Raw genomic sequence first — 24,350 nt, forward strand, 5'->3', positions numbered from 1 at the left:
GCGTCCGTGCCTCAGTGGAAGAAGTGCCGCTCCCCGGTGAAGTACATGGTCACTCCGGCCGCCTTCGCCGCCTCGATGACCTCTTCGTCTCGGATGCTCCCGCCGGGCTGCACGATCGCGCGCACGCCGCCGTCGATGAGGATCTGGGCGCCGTCCGCGAAGGGGAAGAACGCGTCCGACGCGGCGACCGACCCGGCCGCGCGGTCGCCGGCGCGGCTGACGGCGAGCCGGCAGGAGTCGACCCGGTTGACCTGGCCCATGCCCACGCCGACGGAGGCGCCGTCGTGCGCGAGGAGGATGGCGTTCGACTTCACGGCGCGGCACGCCTTCCAGGCGAACTCGAGGTCGGCGCGCGTGGCGGCGTCGGCCTCGTCGCCCGCGACGAGCGTCCATCCCGAGGAGGAGAACTCAGTGAACCGGTCGCTGTCCTGCACGAGGACGCCGCCCGAGATCTGGCGGAACTCCGTCAGCGCCCGCGCGTAGTCCTCGGGCAGCTGCAGGATGCGCAGGTTCTTCTTGGTCTGGAGCAGCTCCAGCGCCTCCGGCTCGAACGCCGGGGCGATCAGGACCTCCGTGAAGATGCCCTTCACCGTCTCCGCCATCGCGAGCGTGACCGTGCGGTTCGCCGCGATCACCCCGCCGTAGGCGGACACCGGGTCGCACTCGTGCGCCTTGCGGTGCGCCTGGGCGATGTCGTCGGCGACGGCGATGCCGCAGGGGTTCGCGTGCTTGATGATGGCGACGGCCGGCTCGGCGAAGTCGTATGCGCTGCGCAGTGCCGCGTCCGCATCCACATAGTTGTTGTACGACATCTCCTTGCCGCCGAGCTGGGTGGCCTGGGCGATGCCGCGTCCCGTCGGGTCCGCGTAGAGGGCGGCGGCCTGGTGCGAGTTTTCGCCGTAGCGGAGAGTCTGCTTCAGCTCGGCGCGCACCTCCCAGCGCTCGGGGAAGTCGTCCGTGGTCGGCGCCTCGCCCGCGAACCACGCGGCGACCGCACCGTCGTAGGCGGCGGTGTGCGCGAACGCCTTCGACGCCAGCTCGCGGCGCTGGTCGAACGTGGTGCCGCCCGCGGCGACGGCGGCGATGACGTCCGCGTAGTCCGACGGCGAAACCACGATGGCCACGTTGGCGTGGTTCTTGGCCGACGCGCGGACCATGGCCGGGCCGCCGATGTCGATCTGCTCCACCACGTCGTCGCCGACCGCGCCGGAGGCGACCGTCTCGACGAACGGGTAGAGATTGACGACCACGAGCTCGAACGGCTCGATGCCGAGGTCCTTCAGCTGCTCCTCGTGCGAGGCGAGGCGGAGGTCGGCGAGCAGTCCCGAGTGGATGGCCGGGTGCAGCGTCTTGACCCGTCCGTCCAGCGACTCGGGGAAGCCGGTCACGCTGGCGACGTCGGTGACCGGGTGCCCGGCATCCCGGATGGTCTGTGCGGTCGACCCGGTGGAGACGATCTCGACGCCCGCCCCGGCGAGCGCCGCGGCGAGGTCGAGGAGCCCGGTCTTGTCGCTGACCGAGACGAGGGCACGGCGGATCGGGACGACGTCCCGCTCGCGGTACAGGCTGGGGTCGTGGCGGGGTCCGCTCATGCTCGGGCAAGCTCCTCGAGGTCGATGTGTCCGTTGGCGATGTCGAGCACGGCGTCGATGAGCAGCCGTCGCTCCACGGGTTTGATCCGTTCGTGCAGGGCCGCCTCGGTGTCTCCGGGCAGCACCTCCACGCGTTCCTGGCTGATGATCGGACCGGCGTCGACGCCGTTGTCCACCACGATCAGGCTGGCCCCGGTCTGCGTGACTCCCGCCGCGAGGGCGTCGCGCACGGCGTGCGCCCCCGGAAACTCGGGCAGGTAGGCCGGGTGGGTGTTCAGGAGGTTGGGAGAGAGCGCCTCGACCACCCGCGGCGGCACCAGGCGCATGAAGCCCGACAGGATGGTGAGGTCCGGCTCCCACTGCCGGATCTGCTCCAGGAGCGCGTCTCCCCACTCCTCCCGGCTCGGGTACGAGGTGTAGGGGACGGTGAAGGTCGGGATGCCGAAGCGCTCGGCGTGCTCGAAGCCGTCGGCGTCGCGGTCGGCTCCGACGGCGACCACGCGCGCGGGGAACTCGGCGTCCCCGGCGGCTTCCAGCAGTGCGCGCAGGTTGGAGCCACCGCCGGAGATCAGGACCACAATCGTGAGCACTCCCCCAGCCTAGCGGCGAGTGCGGGGCCCGGATGCCCGGGCCGTGTCAGCGCCGGTCGCGCGCTCCCATGACCAGCCCGACGACAGTGCCGACCGCCACCTCGGCGGCGGCGAGCGCTCCGACCAGCCACGGGTTCGGTCCTACGTCGTGCAGCCGTCCTGGCCCGAACGACCCGGAGGACCACCATGCCAGCAGCCCGAGCTGCACACCCGCGACGACGCCGATGCCGACGGCGGTCAGGATGCGCCCGCGCAGGTCGTGCAACGCGGCCACGGCTGCTCCGGCGCGCGACCGCAGGAGCGTGGCCGAGAGGAAGCCGGCCAGCAGCGGGACGACGAGCCCCACCAGGCCGAACGCCACCCCGCCGGTCGGGATGGCCCCGAGCAGCGGGAGCCCCGGAACGGGCCCGAGCTCGGTGCCGAGCGGGCCGACCGACGAGCCGGTCCCGATGGCGAATCCGGGCCCGATCAGCCACGACGCCGTCCATACGACCAGGTTGGGCAGAACGGCCAGCTGCCCGACGGTCAGCGCGATGCCTCCGGCGACGCCGGTCTGCAGCTGCTCGTAGAGGCTGATGATGGTGCCGTAGTGGCCGAAGATGAGGAGCGCGAGCAGCAGGGCGGCGATGCCGATGACGACCGCGGTGGCGGCAGAACCGGCCCGCAGGGCGGCGAGTGCTCCGGAACGGAGCGCACCGGGCACTTCGATGGTGGTCGTGCGGGTGCGCAGCGCCGACAGGACGGCGCCGCCGGACGACGAATCGCCGGCCGCCCTCTCGCGCGGTGCTCCCGGGGATGCGTCGGCGCGCGCGCCGGTTTCGCCATCCTCCGGCGCCGGTCCGCGCAGCGCGGCGAAGCCGAAGCCCACGGCGATGCCCAGCGCGTAGACGAACGGCGGCAGCACGATCCCCTGCCAGACCGAGGGCTGCGCGATGGCGGACCCCGACGACAGCACGACGAGCGTGGAGATCACCGCGAAGGCCGCCACCGCACTCAGCGCCCCGATCAGGCGCTCGTCCGTCTCCGCGGCGCGCAGGCCGGTGCGGACGCCGAGACCGGCGGTGAGCGCCGCGAAGCCGAGAAGCGCGATGGTCACCTGGAAGGGTGCGGCGGCCGCGGGCAGCCCCAGCTGGGCGACGGTCTGCGGGTCGAGCGCCACGGTCAGGTTCACGCCGTGCCCGACCAGCCAGATGTCCGCTGCCGAGCGCCACACCACCGTGAAGTCCGCGCCCAGGTGGTACTGCGCGGCCCAGAGGATGGTGATCGGGACGAGACAGATGCCCAGCCCGATGGCGGCCACGATGAGCGCCTCCAGAGCGGCGAGCAGGGCGACGGATGTGCGACTCATGACCGAACGGAGCCTACCGGCGGCGCGGTCGCGCGCACCGCCGACACTTCGGCGCTCAGGAGACCGTGACCACCGGCGTCTCCTCGTCGGCCGTCTCGGGCACGGTGATCACGGGACGCTGCAGCAGCTCGAGGATGGCGACGACGAGCGCCGCGAGCACCAGCGTCCAGATAATGAGCGACGGGGTCAGCGGCCGGACGAATAGCACCACCGCTGCCGCGATCACCGCCACAGCAGTGCGGAGCAGGACCCGCTGCGCGTACATCCACTCGCCGACGCGACCGGTGGTGATCCCGTGCGACTCGGCCGAGCGGCGCACCCAGGCGACGCCGTCGCCGAAAAACCCGCGGAGGCGCCGGGGCACGCCGAAGGGCCCGGCGTACCAGCCGACGAGGGCGACCGCGATGGCGAGCACCAGGACGGCGACGGCGGTCGCGATCATCGCATCCGTCACCGTCGAATAGAGCGTCTGGGCGAGCGCCGAGGGCACCAGCGAGGGGGATGCGCTGGCGACGAACACGAGCCTCGCGACGGCGATCGCCCCCAGCGTCAACGCCATCGCCAGCCCGAGGGCGATGGACGCCCACACGAGGGCGAGCGCGCGTCGCCGGGCGACGATGACGCCGAGGGCCAGCAGCCCGATGGCCACCCAGGGAAGCCACGCACCGGCCGCGATCGACAGGCCGTAGAGCAGCTGCAGGGTGGGGATGGACGAGTTCTGCGCCACGGTGATGGTGCGGTCCACGGTCGGGATGCGCGAGGCGAAGGTGAGCCCCTGATCCACCAGCAGCTGTTTCACCCGCGCGACGATCGGTGCGAGCTGGATGCCGACGGAGCCGTCCGCTCCCACGGTGACGGCCGCCTTCGGGTTGTTCTGCATCGTCGCGATGAGCTGGTCGTGACTGGTCCGCAGCGCTTGCTGCCACACCTGCGCGAAGGCGTCGGACGCCACGAAGCGCTGCACCGTCGACTGCATCAGCGACACGATCCCCTGCGCGAGCGGCGCCTTCAGGGACTCGAGCGCCTTCGTCGCGACGGATCCGGTGCCGAGCCCTGTGATCCCGTCGATCACCTGACCGGTGATCTGCTCGACGTCGACGTGCTGCTGCACCGCTTTGACCGTCTGGTCGGTGACGAACGCCTGAACGTCCGGGTCGTGGGCGAGCGGCGCGTACGTCGCCACGAATGTGTCGGTGTCGGTCAGCTGGACCTTCGCCCACGAGGACACGACCGCGAGCGGCGCCAGGACGGAGCCGAGCACGATGAGGACCGTCGCCAGCAGCGTCCACGCCCAGCTGCGCCGGTGCTTCACCGGGGTGGACGCCACGGTGGCGGGCGCTCCCTCCACCTGTTCCTCGGTCATCCTCGAACGCAGGGACGCGTTCTCCTCCTCGAGGGCTGCGATGCGCTGCAGCAGGTCGGTGGTATTCGTCGGGCGAGCCATCAGGGCCCCCTTCCGCCGTCACGGTGCGCTCACTGTAGCGCCGGGCATGCGGATGTGGGCAGGCAGTATTCGCGGCCTCTCGCCTGACGCGGGGAAGGCCGGGACCACGGGGGTCCCGGCCTTCCGGATGCGCGTTGCGCCGGTGTCGACGCAGTCGCCTTACAGCGCGGCGTACACCTCGCGGAGCAGCTCGGCGGTCTCGGACGGCGTCTTGCCGACCTTCACACCGGCGGCCTCGAGGGCCTCCTTCTTCGCCTGTGCGGTGCCGGCGGATCCGGAGACGATGGCGCCGGCGTGGCCCATGGTCTTGCCCTCCGGCGCGGTGAAGCCCGCGACGTAGCCGACGACCGGCTTGGTGACGTTCGCCTTGATGAAGTCGGCCGCGCGCTCCTCGGCGTCGCCGCCGATCTCGCCGATCATGACGATGGCCTTGGTCTCCGGGTCGGCCTCGAACGCGGCGAGCGCGTCGATGTGGGTGGTGCCGATCACCGGGTCGCCGCCGATGCCGATCGCGGTCGAGAAGCCGAGGTCGCGCAGCTCGTACATCATCTGGTAGGTCAGCGTGCCCGACTTGGAGACGAGTCCGATCGGGCCCTTGCCGGTGATCGTGGCGGGGGTGATGCCGACCAGCGACTCGCCGGGCGTGATGATGCCGGGGCAGTTCGGGCCGATGATCCGGGTCTTGTTGCCCTTCTCCTTGGCGTAGGCCCACGCCTCGGCGGAGTCCTGCACCGGGATGCCCTCGGTGATGACCACGAGCAGCGGGATCTCGGCGTCGATGGCCTCGACCATCGCATCCTTCGCGAACGCCGGCGGCACGAAGATGATCGACACGTCGGCGCCGGTCTTCTCGATCGCCTCGACGACCGTTCCGAAGACGGGCAGCTCGACATCGCCGTGGGTGACGGTCGTGCCGGCCTTGCGGGCATTGACGCCGCCGACGACCTGGGTGCCGGCCTTCAGCATCAGCGCGGTGTGCTTGGTGCCCTCGCCGCCGGTGATGCCCTGGACGATGACCTTGGAGTCCTTGTTGAGGAAGATAGACATTCTCGTTCGTCCTTCGCTTACTTCGCGGCCAGCTCGGCGGCCTTGTCGGCGCCCTCGTCCATGGTGAGTGCGAGCGTCACCAGCGGGTGGTTCGCATCCTTCAGGATGCGGCGGCCCTCGTCGACGTTGTTGCCGTCGAGGCGGACGACCAGCGGCTTGTTGGCCTCGTCGCCGAGGATCTCCAGCGCCTTCACGATGCCGTTCGCGACCGCGTCGCAGGCGGTGATGCCGCCGAAGACGTTCACGAACACGCTCTTGACCTGCGGGTCGTTCAGGATGACATCCAGGCCCGCGGCCATGACCTCGGCGGACGCGCCGCCGCCGATGTCGAGGAAGTTCGCCGGCTTGACGCCCTGGTGCTTCTCGCCCGCGTAGGCGACGACGTCGAGGGTCGACATGACCAGTCCCGCACCGTTGCCGATGATGCCCACCTGGCCGTCGAGCTTGACGTAGTTGAGGTTCGCCGCCTTGGCCTTGGCCTCCAGCGGGTCGGCCGCGTCCTTGTCCTCGAGCGCCTCGTGGTCGGGGTGACGGAAGTCGGCGTTCTCGTCGAGGCTGACCTTGCCGTCGAGGGCGATGACGTCGCCCTCCTCGGTGAGGACGAGCGGGTTGACCTCCACGAGCGTCGCGTCCTCGCCGGTGTAGACCTCGTAGAGCTTCACGAAGACGTCGGCGACCTTCTCCACCAGCTCGTCCGGGAAGCCGGCGGCCTGGGCGATCTCGACGGCCTTGGCGTGGTCGATGCCGCCGCGGGGGTCGACCTCGACCCGCGCGAGCGCCTCAGGCTTCTCGACGGCGAGCTGCTCGATCTCCATGCCGCCCTCGACGCTGGTCAGCGACAGGTAGGAGCGGTTGGCCCGGTCGAGGAGCACCGAGAAGTAGAACTCACGAGCGATGCGGGCGCCGCCGGCGACCATCACGCGGCGCACGACGTGACCCTTGATGTCGAGACCCAGGATGGCCTTCGCGGCCTCTTCGGCCTCATCGGGGTTCTTGGCGACCTTGACGCCACCGGCCTTGCCGCGGCCGCCGGTCTTGACCTGCGCCTTGACGACGGTCACGCCGCCCAGCTTCTCGGCCGCTGCTCGCACCTCCTCCGGGGTGTCTGCGACGATTCCCGGAAGCACCGGGACCCCGTACTTCTCGAACAGGTCTCTGGCCTGGTACTCGTATAGATCCACGGTTATCCAATCCGCTGGTGGTCCGGTGCGCTCGTGGCTGCCGGCTGATTTCTCCGGGCGGTCCGACGCGAGAATAGCTCGACGCCGAGATAAATTCGCCAGGAAGAACTTTAGCGCGTCCCCCTGAACGGCCCGAAACCGGGGATGTGCTCACAGGCGCCCGGGATGTGCGGTTATCCACCGATTCCGGGGTCTCCCGACAGCGGGCCTCGCCGGCCAACGACGGTGGATGCATGACGCATCGACCCTTCTCCCTCATCACGGCGGTGGCGCTCGCCGGCCTCGCCGTCTTCCTCGGCGTCCTCCAGGCGGTCGTCGCCGGAGCCGCACCCGCACGGGCACTCGCCGGTGACGGGACAGGGCCCGGATACCGGTCCGCCGACGGCTGGTGGATCGGCGCCTACCACTTCGACGACGGGGCGCTCGGCTTCTGCCTCAACCCGGGCAAGGTGTCCCCCACCGGAGTGACCTACACCTATGCCGATCCGGCCGGGATGGGCTGGTGGACGCCGGAACAGTCGGCGGTGTTCGCCTACATCGCCCGCACGTGGGCAGGCGCCGGCGACCGCCTGACCGCTGCCTCGGGTCAGCTGGCGACCTGGATCTACGCCGGGATGTCCGACGCCGATGCCCGCGGTCACGCGGCTCGGGCAGGCGCCGACGCGGACGCCGTCTACGAACGTGCCGGGCGGATGCTGGCCGAGGCACGGGCGCAGGCATCCACCGGCGTCCACGCTGCGGCGATCGTCGAGCTCGCCGAGTCCGGACCGGGCCGGGTGCGCGTGGAGCTGACCGTCGACAGGGTCAGTGGCCCGGAGGAGCTGCCGCCCGGGGCGCATCCCGTCGCCGTGACCCTGAACGGCGCCGCCTTCGACGACGGCACCACTCAGCGCTCGGTGCCCTCGGGGACCGACATCCCGATCACCCCGACGGGGACGGCCGCGAGCACCACCGTCAGTGCCGCAGCGACGACCGACGGCCTGCCGTACGGGAACCGCCTGACCGTCGCCCTTCCGACCGTGGATGCGCAGGCGGTGCTGATCGCGCAGCCGTCCTCCGCCAGCGCTCAGGCGCAGACCGAGGCGACCGGTCCGTCTCCCCTGCCGTTCCAGCCGCGAGTCGAGACGCAGACCACAGCCGCCCAGGCGCACCCGGGTGCGGAGGTGGCCGACCGGCTCACGGTCACGGTCGAGGAGGGCGACGGCTTGCTCCCGTCGTGGGGCGTGCGCGAGGCGGGCGAGGGCTTCGAGCCCGTCGAAGCAGTCGTGGAGAGCACGCTGTACGGCCCCTTCTCCGACCCGATCGCGGAGGCTGAGGCGCCACCCGTCGGAGCGCCGACGGTCTGCACGGTCGAGACGGCCATCCATGACACGGGTGAGTACGTGACTCCGCCCTGCACCGTCCCGGCCGACGGGTACTACGTCTGGACGGACAGGATCGACCCGTCTCGCGTCGCGGTCGCCGACGGCGGCGGTCGTCTGCGGCCCTGGGTGTCCCGTTTCGGCGTCGCGACGGAGATCACGCGGGTCTCGTCGGCGCCGGTCGCGGTCGCGCCGGTCCCGGTCGCGCCGGGCTCGACGGCCAGCCTGGCGACGACCGTGGTGCTGGCCGACACCGGCGCCGACGTCGGTGGGGACATCGGCCCCGCAGCCCTATCCAGCCTCGGAGCGACCGGGACCGGGGTGGCCATGCTGGTCATGTCGCACATGCGGCGGAACCGGCGGAAGGGGCGCACACCCCGCTTCGGACGTGCGCGTCCCCGGCGGGCGCGGTCCACCTGGATCTCACTGTGAACGACGGCGTGCTCTCCGCTGCTTCGCAGGCGGAGTGGGCACCATGGAGCCGTGCCTCGCCCCCGCACCCGACCCGTGGATGCCCGCGATATCGCGGCGGAAGCGATAACGCTCGCCGGAGGCGGACGCGCGCTGCTCCTACAGATCGCCCATCCTGCGGTGGGCCGTGGCGTCGTGGAGCACAGCGACTTCGCCACGCGGCTGATGGACCGTTTCGATGCCACGATCCTCTATCTGACAGCGTCGATGTTCGGCTCGCCCGAGGAGGTCGGGGCCATGCGGCGAGCGGTGAATCGGGCGCATGCGCCGGTCCGCGGCGGAGAGGGGACGACGCCGTACAACGCGTTCGACCCGGAGCTGCAGGTGTGGGTGGCGGCGACGCTCTACCAGACGATGATGGACCTCCACGGTCGGGTCTTCGGCGAGCTGACCCCAGACCAGGCGGACTCCGTGTACGAGGACTTCGTGCACGCTCTGTCCAACCTGCAGCTGTCGCCGGAGCACTGGCCGGCCTCGCGGCGGGACTTCGACCGGTACTGGGACGACATGCTCCCGACCCTCTCCGTGGACGAGGAGGTGCTGACGGTGTCGCGCCAGATCCTGTACCCGCGAGGCGTCCCCTGGGGGATGCGCCCGGCTCTGCCGCTCCTCCGGCTGCTCACCGCCGGTCTGCTGCCTCCCGAGGTGCGAGCCGAGTTCCGGCTCGACTGGAGCGAGGGCAGGAGACGGCGATTCGACCGCATGCTGCGCTTCACCGCGGTTCTGTACCCGCGGCTCCCGTCGAGGCTGCGTCGGCTTCCCCACGAGCGGTACCGGGCCAAGCTGCGGTCCGCAGTCGTCACGTCCTAGGGCGCGAGTCCCCGCCGTCGCTCGAACCCACGGGCGAGGAGCACCAGGACGATGCCGATCCCGGCGCCGAGAACGGTCTCCAGCACTCGATCGATCACCAGCGTTCCGATCGGCGTGGGATTCGCGAGGTGCGACACCGACAGCGCGAGCGGCGTGATGAACACGAGCGCAGCACCATAGTGCCGCGCCACCAGGATCTCGGCGAAGAACTGGCACACCACGATCACGGCGATGACGAAGGCGGCCGGAGGCGACCAGCTGAGAAGCACGGCGGTGACGGCGACGCCCACGACGGTCCCGACGATCCGGTGCAACGAGCGCGAGATCGAATGGGCCGCCCGCGCAGGCGGGATCACAGCCACGACGCTCACGACCGCCCAATACGCGTGCCCGAAGCCGAACGCCAGCGCGATGCCGCCCGCCAGGAGAACGCCGACGACGTTCTGCACAACGGTCAGCCACACGCGCGGGTCGCGCAGAGCTGCCGTGTCGATGCCGGGGCGACGCCGAAGCTCGGTGACCAGACCGCTGCGCGCCAGGAGTCCCTGCGAGGCACCGGGGATCCGGCGGATCGCCCAGCCCGACATCGTGAGCAGCCAGGCGAACGCCGCGCTGACCGCCGCCAGCCCGAGGCGGGGCAGAACGTCGGCCGGAGCGGTGGGTATCGCGGCACACACCAGGAGGGCGAAGACGAAGAACAGCGACTGCGGAGGAACGATCTGGAACACCGTGACGAACAGCGTCCCGCCGCCCACGACCACGACGAGGGCGACCGCGACGAGCGGCAGGGGCTCGCCCGCCACCGCGAGGCCGATTCCCGCCGCGATGCTCACCAGCAGCGCGATCGCGGCGACGGTGAGCGTGCGCACCCGGTACTGGTACGGCTCGTTCCGCCCGTACAGGGCCGTGAAGGCACCGAATGTGGCGTACGCGGTCAGGTCGAGCCGACCGACCGCGAACAGCACCGACAACGGGACGGCGACCGCCAGCGCGGCCCGCAGTCCCACCTCCAGATTCCGGGGACCGGAGACGGCCCTCACAGCTTGTCGATCGGAGCGATCTTGATGAGGAGCTTCTTCGCGCCCACCTTCTCGAACTGCACGTGCGCGACGCGCTTGGCGCCCTGCCCGGTCACGGCCGTGACGCGGCCCTCGCCGAAGTCGGCGTGCCGGATGCGGTCGCCCGGCTCGAGCTCCAGGTCGCCGTTGTCGCGGACCTTGCCGGTGACCCGGTTCGGCCACTCCGCCTTCGGACGCTCCTGCCGGAACGTCGACGCGGAGAGCGGGTCGTTCCAGCCGCCGGAGCCGTCGCCGGAACCAGCGCCGAGGCCGGGCCGGCGGGCGTTGAGCGCGCGCGACTGCGTGCCACCGCGACCGTTCGCCGAGCCGGGAGACTGCCGCCAGTCGATGAGGTCTGCGGGGATCTCTTGGAGGTAACGGCTGGGCATGGCGACCGCTGTCTCGCCGAACTGCGCGCGGGTCATCGCGAGCGACAGGAAGAGCCGCTTCTTCGCCCGCGTGATGCCCACGTAGAACAGCCGGCGCTCCTCCGCCGGACCGCCCGGCTCGTTCGCCGACATCCGGTGCGGGAGGAGGTCCTCCTCGATCCCGGTCAGGAACACGGCGTCGTACTCCAGCCCCTTCGCCGTGTGCAGCGTCATGAGCGACACGGAGCCGCTCGAGTCGTCGATCTCATCGGCGGCCGCCACGAGCGAGACCTCGGTGAGGAAGTCCACGAGGGTGCCGTCCGGGTTGTTGCGCGCGAACTCGCGCGTCACCGCGACCAGCTCGTCCACGTTCTCGGCGCGCGCCTCGTCCTGCGGATCGCGGCTGTTGCGCAGCACCTCGAGGTACCCGCTGCCGTCCAGCAGGAAGGTCAGCACGTCGGCGACCGGCGAGATGCCCGCCGGGTTCGACGGGTCGATCTTCGCCGCCGCCTCGTCGAGCAGGTTCGACAGCTGCAGGATCGCGTTGGTGACCTTCGGCCCGAGTCCCAGCGATCCGGCGTCGCGCATCGCCGCCCGGAACGTCAGTCCGTTGTCCTCCGCATAGCTCGCCAGCTGCGTCTCTGTCGCCGGTCCGATTCCCCGTTTCGGCGTGTTCAGGATGCGGCGGAGCGCGAGCATGTCATCCGGGTTGGCGACCGTGATCAGGTACGCCATCGCGTCCTTGATCTCGGCGCGCTCGTAGAACTTCGTGCCGCCCATCACCTTGTAGGGCAGCGCCGACCGGATGAAGATCTCCTCCAGTGCACGCGTCTGGGCGTTCGTCCGGTAGAAGACGGCGATGTCCTTGTAGTCCATCCCCGCGGAGTGCAGCTTCTCGATCTCGTCGGCGACGAACTGCGCCTCGTCGTGGCCGGAGTAACCCGTGTAGCCGATGATCTTCTCGCCGTCGCCGACGGCGGTCCACAGCTTCTTGTCCTTGCGGTCGAAGTTGTTCGCGATGACGGCGTTCGCCGCGCTCAGGATGTTCTGCGTCGACCGGTAGTTCTGCTCCAGCAGCACCACCTTCGCACCGGGGAAGTCGCGCTCGAACTCGACGATGTTGCGGATGTCCGCCCCGCGGAACGCGTAGATCGACTGGTCCGAGTCGCCGACCACCGTGAGCGACGCAGGCGGGATCAGTCCCGCCGCGTCGCGCAACGGGCGGACGTTGCGGCCGTGCGCCTCCAGATCGTCGACGATGTCGGGGGCCACCGGCATGGTCAGCTCGCGGATCAGCGAGTACTGAGCGTGGTTCGTGTCCTGGTACTCGTCGACGAGGATGTGCCGGAAGCGGCTCTGATACAGGGCGGCGACCCGCGGGAACGCGCGGAACAGGTACACCGTCTCGGCGATCAGGTCGTCGAAGTCGAACGCGTTGGCCCGGCGGAGCTCGCGCGTGTACTGACGGAAGATCTCGAGGAACATGACCTCTTGCGGGTCGCTCAGGTTGGCGGACCGCGCGTGGGTCTCGAGATCGGTCAGCTCGTTCTTCAGCTTCGAGATGCGGTTGGCCGCGCCTCCCACCGTGAAGCCGAGTGTGTCGGCGTCGAGTTCCTTGATGATGCGCTTGAGGAGGGCCCGGCTGTCGCCCGAGTCGTAGATCGTGAAGCTCGGGGTCTTGCCGATCGTCTCGGCCTCGCGCCGCAGGATGCGCACGCACGCGGAGTGGAAGGTCGAGATCCACATGCCCTGCGCCTTGCCGCCGAGCAGCTGCTCGACGCGCTCGCGCATCTCGTTCGCGGCCTTGTTCGTGAACGTGATCGCCAGGATCTCGCTCGGCCACGCCTCGCGGCTCTCGATGAGCCCGGCGATGCGGCGGGTGAGCACGCTGGTCTTGCCGGAGCCGGCGCCGGCCACGATGAGCAGCGCCTGCCCGCGGTACTCGGCCGCTTCGCGCTGCTGCGGGTTGAGGCCGGCGAACAGCCGCTCGCTCGGCCCGCGCCAGTGCCCGGAACCCTCCTGACCGGCACCGGACCCGCCCGAGCCTCCGCCCGAGCGGCTCCCCTCGGCCGGGGTGCGGTCCGCACCGTCGCCCTGCCACCCGTCCAGGATGATCGGGACGGAGGAGGGGGTGGTCTGCGGGGCGTCGGGGAGGCTCGTCATGTCTCCGTCGATTTTAGTCGCTGCCACCGTCATTCGGCCGGGAGTCCCCCGCGCCCGGTCCCGCGGCGCCCGCCACGCCCGCGGCGCCTGCGACGCCCGCGGCCCCTGTGCCGCTCAGCGGTTGTCGCGCACCGACACTGCGAGGTCGGGATGATCGGCGAAGACCCCGTCCACCCCCGAGTGGAGGAGGATCGAGTAGTAGCGGCGCCAATCGCCCCATTCGGTGTCCGTCGACGAGGTGCGGAACTCGGGGGGCAGCATGCCGTTCTCGGGCCGGAGCGTCCAGCAGAACACGGCGAGTCCGGCCGAGTGCGCCAGGTCGACCAGATCCGAGGTCACCGCTCCGACGTCGGCCGCGTCCTCCTCGCCGAACAGGGCGACCGAGACGGACCCCGACGACAGCACCTGGCTGGTCTCCACGCTGATGCCGTCGACCCGGTGCGCGGGCGACGCCGCCGCCGATCCGAGCGCGTAGAGCCCGCGCAGGCTGACATCGGTGTCGTAGCCGGGAGCGGACGATCCCAGCGCGGCCACCCGGTCCGCCGGCGCTCCCGAGCTCTCGACGAGGTAGACCCGGCGTCCCCGGAAACCGCGGTCGTGCAGTGTGCCGAGCACGGTCCGCTCGAAGCTCTCGACGACGACTCCCGACCGGTCGTTCCAGCCCGCGTCCGCGAGCTCCGCCAGGAACAGCTCGTCGAGCGGGAGCCCGGCGGCCGCGAAGTACGTCGCGTGCTTCAGCTCGGCGACGAGTCCGGGCGACCCGGGCGTGGTCCTGCCGCCGCCATCGCGGCCGCCGCCGTCGCGGCCGGCCGCCTCGGCCGTGCGGTCGATCAGCTCGAGCAGGTCGCGAAGCCGCAGCAGCGGGTAGTGCCCGTCGAAGGTGGAGCTCGCCTGACGCAGCTTCGGGATGCGCTCCCGCGCACGCAGGACGGAGAGCTCCGCCCACGTGAAGTCCTCCGTGAACCACCCCGTCAGCTCGACGCCGTCGACCTCCTTGGTCGTGCGCCGGTCGGCGAACTCGGGATGGTCGGCCACATCGGTCGTCCCGGAGATCTCGTTCTCATGGCGGAGCACCAGGACGCCGTCGCGGGTGGCCACGATGTCCGGCTCCACGGCATCCGCCCCGAGCTGGAAGGCCAGCTCGTAGGAACCGCGCGTGTGCTCGGGCCGGTACCCGGGGGCACCCCGGTGCCCGATGACCACGGGGGCGGTTCGAGCTCGCATGGCCCGATCCTAGCCGGGCGCCACGCCGCGCCCGGGGATGCCAGAATCGTCCCGTGCCCGCCGACCCGAACGCGACCGCCGCCACGTCATGGACGGAGCCCGCCTCGCGGCTCCCCCTCCGCTGGGGCTCCTACCGTGCGCGTCTGGTGACGGGCCTCGCCATGCTCGTGGTGGGCACCGCGTGCGTCCTCGCGACGACCGCCTACAGCCTCCCTCTGCTGCTCGTCGGGTCGCTGATGCAGCCCGCCGGCTGGGCCGTCCTGCCGTCGACCATCGGGCGCCGCGTCGCCGTCGCACTCCCGGTGCTCGGCTTCACCTGGCTCATGCTCGGCGGCGCCGGCTTCGCCTGGTGCTACGCCGTCCCCCTCGCCGCGTGGCTGCTGGTGCGGCTCCGCCCCCTGGTCTCCTTCGTCGTGCTGCTGCTGCCGATCGGATGGAGCATCGTCCTCCCCTCGTTCGTGCGCTACTACGGGCAGGGCTGGATCACGATCCTGTCGTGCAGCGTGATCATCGTGGCCGCCGCCTGGCTCGCGCGTTGGATCGCGATCCGGGCGGATTCATGGCAATCTGTCAGAACTCTCAGGAAAGAAACGAATAGATTGGACTGACACGACCGCACCCGCCTGCGGTCCCCTAAGAACGAGGAGCTCATGGCACTCAGTAACCCGGCCTTCTCCACGAACCCGGCGTTCTCCAACAACGGCCAGGCCGCCACGGTCTCGGCCGAGAACCTGGAGCAGATGTACCAGGCGCCGTCCGCGACGTCGGTCGACACCGACCGCATGACGGTCGAGGACTCGATCGTCAAGACCGCGATCTGCTTCGTCCTCCTGCTCGCCGGCGCCGGCATCGGCTGGTTCGTCCCCGCCCTCGCCCTCCCGGCCGCGATCATCGGCTTCGTCCTGGCGCTGGTCAACATCTTCAAGCGCCGCCCCGTGCCCGCGCTCATTCTCGGCTACTCGTTCGCGCAGGGCATCTTCCTCGGCGCGATCTCGATGGTCTTCGAGGCGCAGTGGTCCGGCATCGTCATCCAGGCCGTCATCGCCACCTTCGCGGTCGTCGGTGTGACGCTCGCGCTCTTCGCGTCGGGCAAGATCCGCGCCTCCGCCAAGGCGACCAAGGTCTTCCTGATCGCGATGTTCGGGTACCTGGCCTACTCGCTGGTCAACCTCGTCCTGATGTGGACCGGCGCCACCAACGGCGCCTTCGGCCTCAACAGCGTCGAGCTCGGCAACACCGGCATCAAGCTCGGCCTGATCATCGGCCTGCTCGTCGTCATCCTCGGCGCGTACTCGCTGGTGCTCGACTTCGACGCGATCAAGCAGGGCGTCGCCAACCGCGCCCCCCGCATCTACGGCTGGTCCGGCGCCTTCGGCATCATGGTCACCGTCATCTGGCTGTACCTCGAGATCCTGCGCATGCTCGCCATCAGCCGCGACTAATCGCATAAGCAAACGACGAAGGCCCGGGATGCTCACCGCATCCCGGGCCTTCTCGCGTCGACGCTTCTCGCGTCAGCGGGAGGTCACTCCCACTCGATGGTCCCCGGCGGCTTCGACGTGACGTCGAGAACCACGCGGTTCACCCCGTCCACCTCGTTGGTGATGCGGTTCGAGATCTTCGCCAGCAGGTCGTAGGGCAGGCGCGTCCAGTCCGCGGTCATGGCGTCCTCGCTGGACACGGGGCGCAGCACGATCGGGTGCCCGTAGGTGCGTCCGTCGCCCTGCACGCCGACCGAGCGGACGTCGGCCAGCAGTACGACCGGGCACTGCCAGATCTCGGCGTCCTGACCCGCGGCGGTCAGCTCGGCACGGACGATGGCGTCCGCATCCCGAAGCAGATCGAGCCGCTCCTGGGTCACCTCTCCGACGATCCGGATGCCGAGGCCCGGCCCGGGGAACGGCTGACGCGAGACGATCTCCTCCGGCAGCCCGAGCTCGCGGCCGATCGCGCGGACCTCGTCCTTGAACAGCGTGCGCAGCGGCTCCACCAGCTCGAACTGGAGGTCCTCCGGCAGGCCGCCGACGTTGTGGTGGCTCTTGATGTTCGCGGTGCCGGTGCCGCCGCCGGACTCGACGACGTCCGGGTACAGCGTCCCCTGCACCAGGAAGCGGATGGGGTCGCCCTCGCTCGCCGCTTCGGCGATGAGGTCGGCCTGCGCCTTCTCGAAGACGCGGATGAACTCGCGGCCGATGATCTTGCGCTTCGTCTCCGGGTCGCTCACGCCGGTGAGCGCATCCAGGAACTGCTTCTGGGCGTTCACCGTGACGAGCCGCACGCCCGTCGCCTTGACGTAGTCCTCTTCGACCTGGCGCGCCTCGTCCTTGCGGAGCAGCCCGTGGTCGACGAACACGCACACGAGCTGGTCCCCGACGGCCTTGTGGACGAGGGCGGCCGCGACGGCCGAGTCGACGCCACCGGACAGCGCGCAGATGACGCGGCCGGAGCCGACCTGCGCTTGGATCGCGGCGACCTGGTCGGCGATCACGTTGCCGCTGTTCCAGTCGGCGGGGATGCCCGCCGCGCGGTGGAGGAAGTTCTCCAGCACGGCCTGCCCGTACGTCGAGTGCTTGACCTCGGGATGCCACTGCACGCCGTAGAGGCGGCGAGCGTCGTTCGCGAAGGCGGCGACCGGCGTGCCCTCGGTCGAGGCGAGCACCTCGAAGCCCTCGGGGGCGCGCGAGACGGAGTCGCCGTGGCTCATCCAGGCGGTCTGCTCCGCCGGCTGGCCGTCGAGCAGGACGCCCGAGTCGGAGATGCGTACCGCGGTCGAGCCGTATTCGCGCTGGCCGGTCTTCGCGACCTCGCCGCCGAGGGCGGTCGCCATCACCTGGAATCCGTAGCAGATGCCGAGAACGGGGACGCCGAGGTCGAAGATCCCCTCGTCGAGGCGCGGGGCGCCCTCCTCGTACACGCTCGACGGGCCGCCGGACAGCACGATGCCGGACGGGCGCTTGGCCGCGATCTCGGACGCCGTGACGGTGTGCGGCACGATCTCCGAGTACACGTTGGCCTCGCGCACACGCCGCGCGATCAGCTGCGCGTACTGCGCGCCGAAATCGACGACGAGCACGGGTCCGGAGGGATTCGCCGAGTCGGCGCCCCCCGGCTGCTCGGTGAACGGGGCGTCCGTGCTCATCGGATCGGGCCTCCTGGAATCTTCGCTAATTTGTCGCCTCCGCGAGGGTCGTGGCCTCGGCCTCCCGGCCGGCCAGGTAGGACCTCACCTGCTTGGTGATGCGCGCCTCCACGAAGAAGGACAGGAAGGGCACCACGCCGCCGAGGGCGATCATGATGAACTTCGAGAACGGCCAGCGCATCAGGCTCCACAGGCGGAAGTCTGAGAACAGGTACACGACGTAGAGCCAGCCGTGCAGGATCAGGATGCCGGTGCTCAGGTCGACGCCGGTCGGCGCGACCGCGGTCTTCACCGGCACGAAGGTCAGCGCCCCGTAGTTGCTGAAGGCGAAGAGCTCGTAGCCGAGCCCGTACTTCACGACCATCTCGGCGCACAGCAGGAGCAGCATGATGCCCGTGACGTACGCGAACACCTGGTAGAACCGGAGCGCCCCGCGGATCTTCGGGAAGTCTTCGAGCTTGGGAGCGAGGGGCATGAGGCTATTCTACGTTCCCCGCGGTGGCGGATTCCTGCGCTGAGAGCTCCCGCAGCTCGTCCTCCTTCTGCTTGGCGTCCTTCACCAGGCGGTACCAGAGGAACACCGCGAAACCGGCGAAGATGATCCACTCGGCGGCGTAGAAGACGTTCAGCCAGTTGAGCTCCGTCTGCGCGATCGGCGGCGGCGAATAGATCTGCACGAGCCCCTCGGGCGCACCCCGCTGCACGACGTACGAGGCGTAGACGTCCATGCCGTCCACGCCGGTCCACAGGTTGTAGAGCTGGCCGACGCCGAGGCTGGTCATCCCGGTCGGGTCCTTCTCCTTGTCGTCCGGCAGCTGCGGCTGCTCGTCGGGGAGGATGCGCCCCACGATCGGTTGCGGGGTCGCCGGCTCCTCGGCGAGCCGCGCGATTGCGGCGCGCGCGGTCGGCTCGTCGGCCGCCCAGCCGCGCGCCACGGCGAGCGCCGCCTGACTGCCGTCCGGCCGCTCGACGTTCGCGTGCCCGACGACCCACCAGCCGCTGGCGCCCTTGTTGAGACGGCCGTGCAGCAGCTGGTAGTCCCCCGGCACGAACGTGCCGGTGAACGAGACGAGCTGGCCGACGGCCACGTCGCGCAGCGGCGCCCCGGGGCCCGCGACCTTCGCGAGCGGCAGCACCGTCTCGGTCGGAGCCTCCACCGCTTTGCCGGACTCGACGGCGCGCTCGAGCTGCCACTGCCCGAGCCAGGCGAAACCGGCGGCGAGGAGCAGGGCGAAGACCAGCGCCGCGATCCAGCGCGGGCGCAGCATCATCTGGAAGAGGGTGGTGGGGCGGTCGGCCGCGGACCCTCCCGTGGTGGTGTCGATCGTCAGTCCCGTTCCCGTTCGCCGCTCATGTCCTGCTGCATGGCCTGCTCCACCATCCGGTCGACGGCCTGCCGCGTCTCGTCCGCGCTCGCGTGCTCGCGCCGCGGGGCGGGGTCGGAGCCGGGATCGGCGGTCGCCGCCTCCACGAGCGCGATCTCCTCGTCGAGCATGGGATCGCGCGTCTTCTTCCTCTTCCGCCGGCGCTCCTTCTTCGGCCCGGACCGTAGGATCATCGCACCGATCTTCTCGGAGTTCGCTGCGAGGATCGGCCCCAGCACGGCCATGATCAGCACGTACAGCCCGGCGAACGGCTGGATGCGCTCATCCAGCCCCGCGGCGAGCGACAGCGTCGCGAGGATCAGCGCGAATTCGCCCCGGTTCTGCAGGATCACCGTCGTGTTGATGCCGGCCTGCACCCCCAGCCCGTTGATCCACGCCACGAACTGCCCGGCGGCGATGTTCAGCACGATGGTCAGGCCCACGGCGACCAGCACCGGGACGAGCACCGACGGGAACTGCGCGGGGTTGAGGGCGAGCCCGAAGTTGAGGAAGAAGAAGGCGGCGAATACGTCCCGCAGCGGGATGGCGATCTGCTCGATCTTGTTGCGGTACTTCGTCGCCCCGAGCACGAGCCCGATCAGGAACGCGCCGATCGCATCCGTGACCCCGAGCAGCTCGCCGATGCCCGCGAACAGCACGGCGAACCCGAAGAACAGGATGGTGAAGAGCTCGTCGTCCTTCGTGCGGAACAGCCGCGAGACGAACCGGCCGCCGAAGCGGGCGATCGTGAACATCACGACCAGGAAGACGAAGGCGATCGTCAGCTTGCCGACCACCGGCCAGAAGTCGGTCTCACCGCTCAGCACCACGGAGACGATGGCGAGGTAGATCGCGATGAAGATGTCCTCGACGACGGTGACGCCCAGGATCATCGGCGTCTCGGTGTTGGCCAGGCGCCGCAGCTCGATGAGCAGCTTCGTGACGATCGCGGACGACGACGTGGCGGTCATCCCGGCGATGATGAGCGCCTCCCGGGTGCCCCAGCCGACCATGAAGCCGAACACGAGGCCGACCCCCATGTTGATGAGGATGTACGACCCGCCGGAGACGATCAGCTTGCCGAAGTTGCCGAAGAACTCGTCCTGGTCGAACTCCAGCCCGAGATTGAACAGCAGCAGGATGAGCCCGAAGATCGCGATGAGCTCGATGTAGTCGCTGTCGAAGTTCAGCGGGAACCAGCCGGTGTGCGGGCTCGCCAGCAGACCGACGATCATGTAGATGGGGATCGCGGGGAGACCGACCAGCTTGCCGAGGCGGCCCAGCACGTACGCGACGAGCAGGAGCAGTCCGAGAACGATGAGGTCTTCGCCGAGATGCATCGTCGATCAGCCTCCGGGCGGAGCGTCGGCGGCGACCCGGGAGGCGACTTCGCCCGTGCGGAAGAACGAGAAGGCCTTGGCGACCTTCTCCGGTGTGCCCGCGACGACCAGGGTGTCGCCGGGGAAGACCTTGAAGTCGGGAGCGGGCGCCGGGTTCGCGGAGTCCCCGCGCACGACTGCGACGACGGTCAGACCGACGAAACCGCGGTCACCGGGGGCGCCGAGCTGCTGCCCCGCGATGTGGTCGTCGTAGTCGACGGTGAACCAGTCGATGCTCAGGCCCGGGATCTGGTCGAGCGCCGTCAGCGTCTCGGTGATCTGCGTGCCGCCGAGCAGCTCCGCCAGGGTGTGCGCCTCGTCCTCGTTGAGCCGCAGCGAGACCTTGGTCACGTCGCTGCCGTCCTCGTGGTCCGAGAACGTGATGAGGTCGCTGTGACCGGACCGGTGCGCGATGACGCCGACCTTGCCGCCATCGTCGGTCACGAATGTGTGCAGCACCCCCACCCCGGGGAGCTTGACCCGCCGAACGTCTACCATCATCCGTCTCCATCCACCGGGTTCGCCGGCATAAGGGGAGTGAGCCTCCAGTCTATCGAAGGCACGCGGACCCCCTCCGGCGCCGGCGCCAGACGTGACTGCGGCGTCCCGTCACGACTGCGGCGGGTCGAGCCCACGCAGTCGTTCCGGGACGCCGCAGTCGCTGGAGGCGACGCTCGGCGGAGCGGTCAGCCGTCCGTGGCGGGCGCGTCCTCCGCGCCGGCACCCTGCACGTCCTTCGGCGCCTCGTCGGCGCTCGTCGGCGTCGGCCGGGCGGCCGCGCCGCGCTTCGCCGCGCCCGCGCCGGCCCCCGCGCCGGCCGCCGCTCCGCTCTTCGCCGCCGCGGCATCCACATCCACGATGTCCGGGGCCTCGAGCCGGATGCGGTCGGCCGACTCGTCGTCGGGCTGCAGCTGGCTCGAGCGCTCGGCCTCGACCCGCTTGAGGTACGTGCGCACCTCGCGCTCCTCGCGGTCCTTGTCCCAGCCGAGCACGCGGGCCATCAGCGACGCGGCGACCGGCGCCGCCGAGACCCCGCGGTCCCAGGCCTCGATCGAGATGCGCGTGCGGCGGGCGAGCACGTCCTCCAGATGGAGCGCGCCCTCGTGCGACGCGGCGTACACGACCTCTGCGCCGACGTAGTCGTCGGCTCCGGGCAGCGCCTCGGCCAGCGACGGGTCCTCGCGGATGAGCGCCAGGATGTCCTCGGCGAACGTCCCGTACCGGTTGAGCAGGTGCTCGACCCGGGCGACGTGCAGGCCCGACTCCTTCGCGATGCGCCCGCGGCGGTTCCACGCCGCCTGGTACCCCTCGGCTCCGACCAGCGCGATGTCCATGGTGGTGGATGCGGGGATCTTGCCGTCGAGGGCGCTCACGGCCGAGTCGACCGCGTCCTTCGCCATCACGCGGTAGGTCGTCCACTTGCCGCCCGCGATGACGACGAGACCCGGCACCGAGTGCGCGACGAGGTGCTCTCGCGACAGCTTCGACGTCTGCTCGGACTCGCCGGCGAGCAGCGGCCGGAGGCCGGCGTACACGCCCTCGACATCCTCGCGGGTCAGCGGCACGTTGAGCACCTCGTTCACGTGCGCGAGCAGGTAGTCGATGTCCGCCGCGGTCGCCGCGGGGTGCGCCTTGTCCAGGTGCCAGTCGGTGTCCGTCGTGCCGATCAGCCAGTGGCGGCCCCACGGGATGACGAACAGCACGCTCTTCTCGGTGCGCAGCAGGAGGCCCATCGTCGACTGGAACCGGTCCCGCGGCACGACGAGGTGGATGCCTTTGGATGCGCGCACCTTGAACTGACCGCGCTCGCCGACCATCGACTGGGTGTCGTCCGTCCAGACGCCGGTCGCGTTGACGACCTGCTTCGCGCGGATGTCGAACCGCTCGTCCGTCTCGAGGTCGTGCGCCCGCACGCCGACGACGCGCTCCCCCACCTTGATGAACCCTTCGACGCGCACCCGCGACGCGACGTGCGCGCCGTAGTGGGCGGCCGTGCGGACCAGGTTCGCGACGTACCGGGCGTCATCCACCTGGGCGTCGTAGTAGGTGATGCCGCCGACCAGGGCGTCCTTGTTCATCGACGGGATGGCGTTGAGCACCTGCCGCTTGCTCAGGTGCCGGTGGTGCGGGACCCCCGGCGGACGGCCTCCCGAGTACGAGAAGATGTCGTAGAGCATCATGCCGGCGCCGATGTAGAAGCGCTCCCACACCCGCTTGTGCAGCGGGTAGAGGAACCGCACCGGCTTCACCAGGTGCGGGGCGATTCGCTGCAGCAGCAGTCCGCGCTCGATCAGCGCCTCCCGGACCAGCCGGAAGTCGAGCTGCTCGAGGTAGCGGATGCCGCCGTGCACGAGCTTGGACGACCGGCTGGACGTGCCGGACGCGAAGTCGCGCGCCTCCACCAGTCCGACGCTGAGTCCGCGCGTGGCCGCGTCCACCGCCGAGCCGGCGCCGACGATGCCGCCGCCGACGACGAGGATGTCGAGCTCGGTGTCCTTCAGCGCCGCGATCGCGGCGGCCCGTTCGGCCGGGCCGAGCCGCGACGGGTATGTCACCGCCGGATTGGAGGCGGGGGTGGCGTGCCTGTTGCCGCCCGGAGCCGATTGCGTATCCGTCATCGTTCTCTCCCTCCCCGACCATCTTCGGCCGGCGTCAGTGCTACTGCGTCCGGTAGGGCGCGACCACGACCTCGACGCGCTGGAACTCCTTCAGGTCCGAGTATCCCGTCGTCGCCATGCTCCGGCGCAAGGCTCCCACCAGATTCGCAGAGCCCTCGGCGACCGGGGCCGGTCCGTAGAGGATCTCCTCGAGCGGCGCGACCTGGCCCACCGCGACGCGGTTGCCGCGCGGCAGCTGCGAGTGGTGCGCCTCGGCGCCCCAGTGCCAGCCGCCTCCCGGAGCATCGGTCGCACGGGCGAGGGTCGTGCCGAGCATGACCGCGTCGGCGCCGCAGGCGATCGCCTTGACGATGTCGCCCGAGCTGCCGAGGCCGCCGTCGGCGATCACGTGCACGTAGCGGCCGCCGGACTCGTCCATGTAGTCGCGTCGGGCTCCGGCGACGTCGGCCACGGCGGTGGCCATGGGCGCGTGGATGCCCAGGGTCGAGCGGGTGGTGGATGCGGCTCCCCCGCCGAAGCCGACGAGCACGCCGGCCGCACCGGTGCGCATCAGGTGCAGCGCCGCGGTGTAGGTGGCGGCGCCGCCGACGATCACGGGCACATCCAGCTCGTAGATGAACTTCTTGAGGTTGAGCGGCTCGACGTTCTTCGAGACGTGCTCGGCTGACACGGTGGTGCCGCGGATGACGAACAGGTCGACGCCCGCGTCGACCACGGTCTCGTAGAGCTCTTGCGTGCGCTGCGGCGACAGGGCGCCGGCGACCGTGACGCCACCCTCGCGGATCTCGGCGAGGCGGCGGGTGACCAGCTCCGGCTTGATCGGCTCGGAGTAGATCTCCTGCATGCGCGCGGTGGCCCGCTCGGCCGGGAGCTCGCGGATCTCGGCGAGCAGCGGCTCCGGGTCCTCATAGCGGGTCCACAGGCCTTCGAGGTCGAGCACGCCGAGGCCGCCCAGCTGGCCCATCATGATGGCGGTGGTCGGCGAGACGACGGAGTCCATCGGCGCCGCGATGAACGGGATGGCGAACTGGTACGCGTCGATCGTCCAGGAGACCGAGACGTCCTCCGGGTCACGGGTGCGGCGGCTCGGAACCACCGCGACGTCGTCGAAGGCGTACACACGGCGGGCGCGCTTGGCGCGCCCGATCTCGATCTCCATACTCACGCGCTTCAGTCTAGGCCGCCGGTCCCTC

General features: G+C 70.4%; 20 protein-coding genes. 4 read left to right on the plus strand and 16 right to left on the minus strand.

The annotated features are described in order from the left end of the window. Nucleotides 1–11: 11 nt before the first annotated feature. From purH to sucC, 6 genes are all read right to left on the minus strand, one after another. Entirely contained in the window at nt 12–1,592 is a 1,581-nt protein-coding gene (gene purH, locus J2W45_RS08720; protein WP_310130850.1) for a bifunctional phosphoribosylaminoimidazolecarboxamide formyltransferase/IMP cyclohydrolase, read from the minus strand. Further along, nucleotides 1,589–2,182, minus strand: a complete 594-nt coding sequence (gene purN, locus J2W45_RS08725) for a phosphoribosylglycinamide formyltransferase (protein ID WP_310130853.1) — start codon at nt 2,180–2,182, stop codon at nt 1,589–1,591. The genes purH and purN overlap by 4 nt, the downstream gene beginning before the upstream one ends. A gap of 46 nt (nt 2,183–2,228) precedes the next feature. After that, nucleotides 2,229–3,530: a cell division protein PerM gene (locus tag J2W45_RS08730; RefSeq protein WP_310130855.1), complete on the minus strand. Its 1,302-nt coding sequence runs from the start codon at nt 3,528–3,530 to the stop codon at nt 2,229–2,231. Nucleotides 3,531–3,585: 55 nt separating this feature from the next. After that, nucleotides 3,586–4,974, minus strand: a complete 1,389-nt coding sequence (locus J2W45_RS08735; RefSeq protein WP_310130857.1) for a hypothetical protein — start codon at nt 4,972–4,974, stop codon at nt 3,586–3,588. A gap of 159 nt (nt 4,975–5,133) precedes the next feature. Next, nucleotides 5,134–6,021 carry a succinate--CoA ligase subunit alpha gene (gene sucD, locus J2W45_RS08740; RefSeq protein WP_018191900.1) on the minus strand — a complete coding sequence of 296 codons (888 nt, stop codon included), beginning with the start codon at nt 6,019–6,021 and terminating at the stop codon, nt 5,134–5,136. A gap of 17 nt (nt 6,022–6,038) precedes the next feature. Further along, a complete protein-coding gene (gene sucC, locus J2W45_RS08745) occupies nt 6,039–7,202 on the minus strand; it encodes an ADP-forming succinate--CoA ligase subunit beta (protein WP_310130860.1) in 1,164 nt (387 codons plus the stop codon). 233 nt (nt 7,203–7,435) lie between these two features. Between sucC and J2W45_RS08750 the strand changes: the two genes are divergently transcribed. Both J2W45_RS08750 and J2W45_RS08755 read left to right on the plus strand, forming a co-directional pair. Continuing rightward, complete coding sequence (locus tag J2W45_RS08750; protein WP_310130861.1) at nt 7,436–8,995, plus strand: hypothetical protein; 1,560 nt, start codon at nt 7,436–7,438, stop codon at nt 8,993–8,995. Between the two features lie 51 nt (nt 8,996–9,046). Next, complete coding sequence (locus J2W45_RS08755) at nt 9,047–9,844, plus strand: oxygenase MpaB family protein (RefSeq protein WP_310130862.1); 798 nt, start codon at nt 9,047–9,049, stop codon at nt 9,842–9,844. On the opposite strand, the gene J2W45_RS08760 is transcribed toward J2W45_RS08755, so the two are convergent. The 3 genes from J2W45_RS08760 to J2W45_RS08770 form a co-directional block, all read right to left on the minus strand. Further along, nucleotides 9,841–10,851 carry an FUSC family protein gene (locus tag J2W45_RS08760; RefSeq protein ID WP_310130863.1) on the minus strand — a complete coding sequence of 337 codons (1,011 nt, stop codon included), beginning with the start codon at nt 10,849–10,851 and terminating at the stop codon, nt 9,841–9,843. The two genes, J2W45_RS08755 and J2W45_RS08760, sit on opposite strands and share 4 nt — an antisense overlap. A 29-nt stretch (nt 10,852–10,880) precedes the next feature. Further along, nucleotides 10,881–13,433 (minus strand): ATP-dependent helicase, encoded by a 2,553-nt coding sequence (locus J2W45_RS08765; protein ID WP_310130865.1) that lies wholly within the window; start codon nt 13,431–13,433, stop codon nt 10,881–10,883. A 114-nt stretch (nt 13,434–13,547) separates the two neighbouring features. Further along, nucleotides 13,548–14,657 carry a glycerophosphodiester phosphodiesterase family protein gene (locus J2W45_RS08770; RefSeq protein ID WP_310130866.1) on the minus strand — a complete coding sequence of 370 codons (1,110 nt, stop codon included), beginning with the start codon at nt 14,655–14,657 and terminating at the stop codon, nt 13,548–13,550. 53 nt (nt 14,658–14,710) lie between these two features. On the opposite strand from J2W45_RS08770, the gene J2W45_RS08775 reads away from it, so the two are divergent. Continuing rightward, nucleotides 14,711–15,265: a hypothetical protein gene (locus J2W45_RS08775; RefSeq protein ID WP_310130868.1), complete on the plus strand. Its 555-nt coding sequence runs from the start codon at nt 14,711–14,713 to the stop codon at nt 15,263–15,265. A gap of 42 nt (nt 15,266–15,307) precedes the next feature. Further along, nucleotides 15,308–16,099 carry a Bax inhibitor-1/YccA family protein gene (locus tag J2W45_RS08780; protein WP_310130869.1) on the plus strand — a complete coding sequence of 264 codons (792 nt, stop codon included), beginning with the start codon at nt 15,308–15,310 and terminating at the stop codon, nt 16,097–16,099. A gap of 83 nt (nt 16,100–16,182) precedes the next feature. Here J2W45_RS08780 and guaA read toward each other — a convergent pair whose 3' ends face one another. From guaA to J2W45_RS08815, 7 genes are all read right to left on the minus strand, one after another. Next, a complete protein-coding gene (gene guaA, locus J2W45_RS08785) occupies nt 16,183–17,796 on the minus strand; it encodes a glutamine-hydrolyzing GMP synthase (RefSeq protein WP_310130871.1) in 1,614 nt (537 codons plus the stop codon). 25 nt (nt 17,797–17,821) lie between these two features. Next, nucleotides 17,822–18,271, minus strand: a complete 450-nt coding sequence (locus tag J2W45_RS08790; RefSeq protein ID WP_310130874.1) for a DUF3817 domain-containing protein — start codon at nt 18,269–18,271, stop codon at nt 17,822–17,824. 4 nt (nt 18,272–18,275) lie between these two features. Continuing rightward, nucleotides 18,276–19,067 (minus strand): SURF1 family protein, encoded by a 792-nt coding sequence (locus J2W45_RS08795; protein ID WP_310130877.1) that lies wholly within the window; start codon nt 19,065–19,067, stop codon nt 18,276–18,278. A 56-nt stretch (nt 19,068–19,123) separates the two neighbouring features. Next, nucleotides 19,124–20,500 (minus strand): cation:proton antiporter, encoded by a 1,377-nt coding sequence (locus J2W45_RS08800; protein ID WP_310130879.1) that lies wholly within the window; start codon nt 20,498–20,500, stop codon nt 19,124–19,126. Between the two features lie 6 nt (nt 20,501–20,506). Next, nucleotides 20,507–21,040: a cation:proton antiporter regulatory subunit gene (locus J2W45_RS08805; protein ID WP_310130881.1), complete on the minus strand. Its 534-nt coding sequence runs from the start codon at nt 21,038–21,040 to the stop codon at nt 20,507–20,509. 185 nt (nt 21,041–21,225) lie between these two features. Beyond that, the gene (locus J2W45_RS08810) at nt 21,226–23,157 is read right to left on the minus strand and encodes a glycerol-3-phosphate dehydrogenase/oxidase (protein ID WP_396427083.1); all 1,932 of its coding nucleotides are present in this window, start codon (nt 23,155–23,157) and stop codon (nt 21,226–21,228) included. Nucleotides 23,158–23,197: 40 nt separating this feature from the next. Further along, the gene (locus J2W45_RS08815) at nt 23,198–24,316 is read right to left on the minus strand and encodes a GuaB3 family IMP dehydrogenase-related protein (protein WP_310134991.1); all 1,119 of its coding nucleotides are present in this window, start codon (nt 24,314–24,316) and stop codon (nt 23,198–23,200) included. Nucleotides 24,317–24,350 lie beyond the last annotated feature (34 nt).

Origin of the sequence: Leifsonia shinshuensis, from assembly GCF_031456835.1 — a bacterium.
Taxonomy (GTDB): domain Bacteria; phylum Actinomycetota; class Actinomycetes; order Actinomycetales; family Microbacteriaceae; genus Leifsonia; species Leifsonia shinshuensis_C.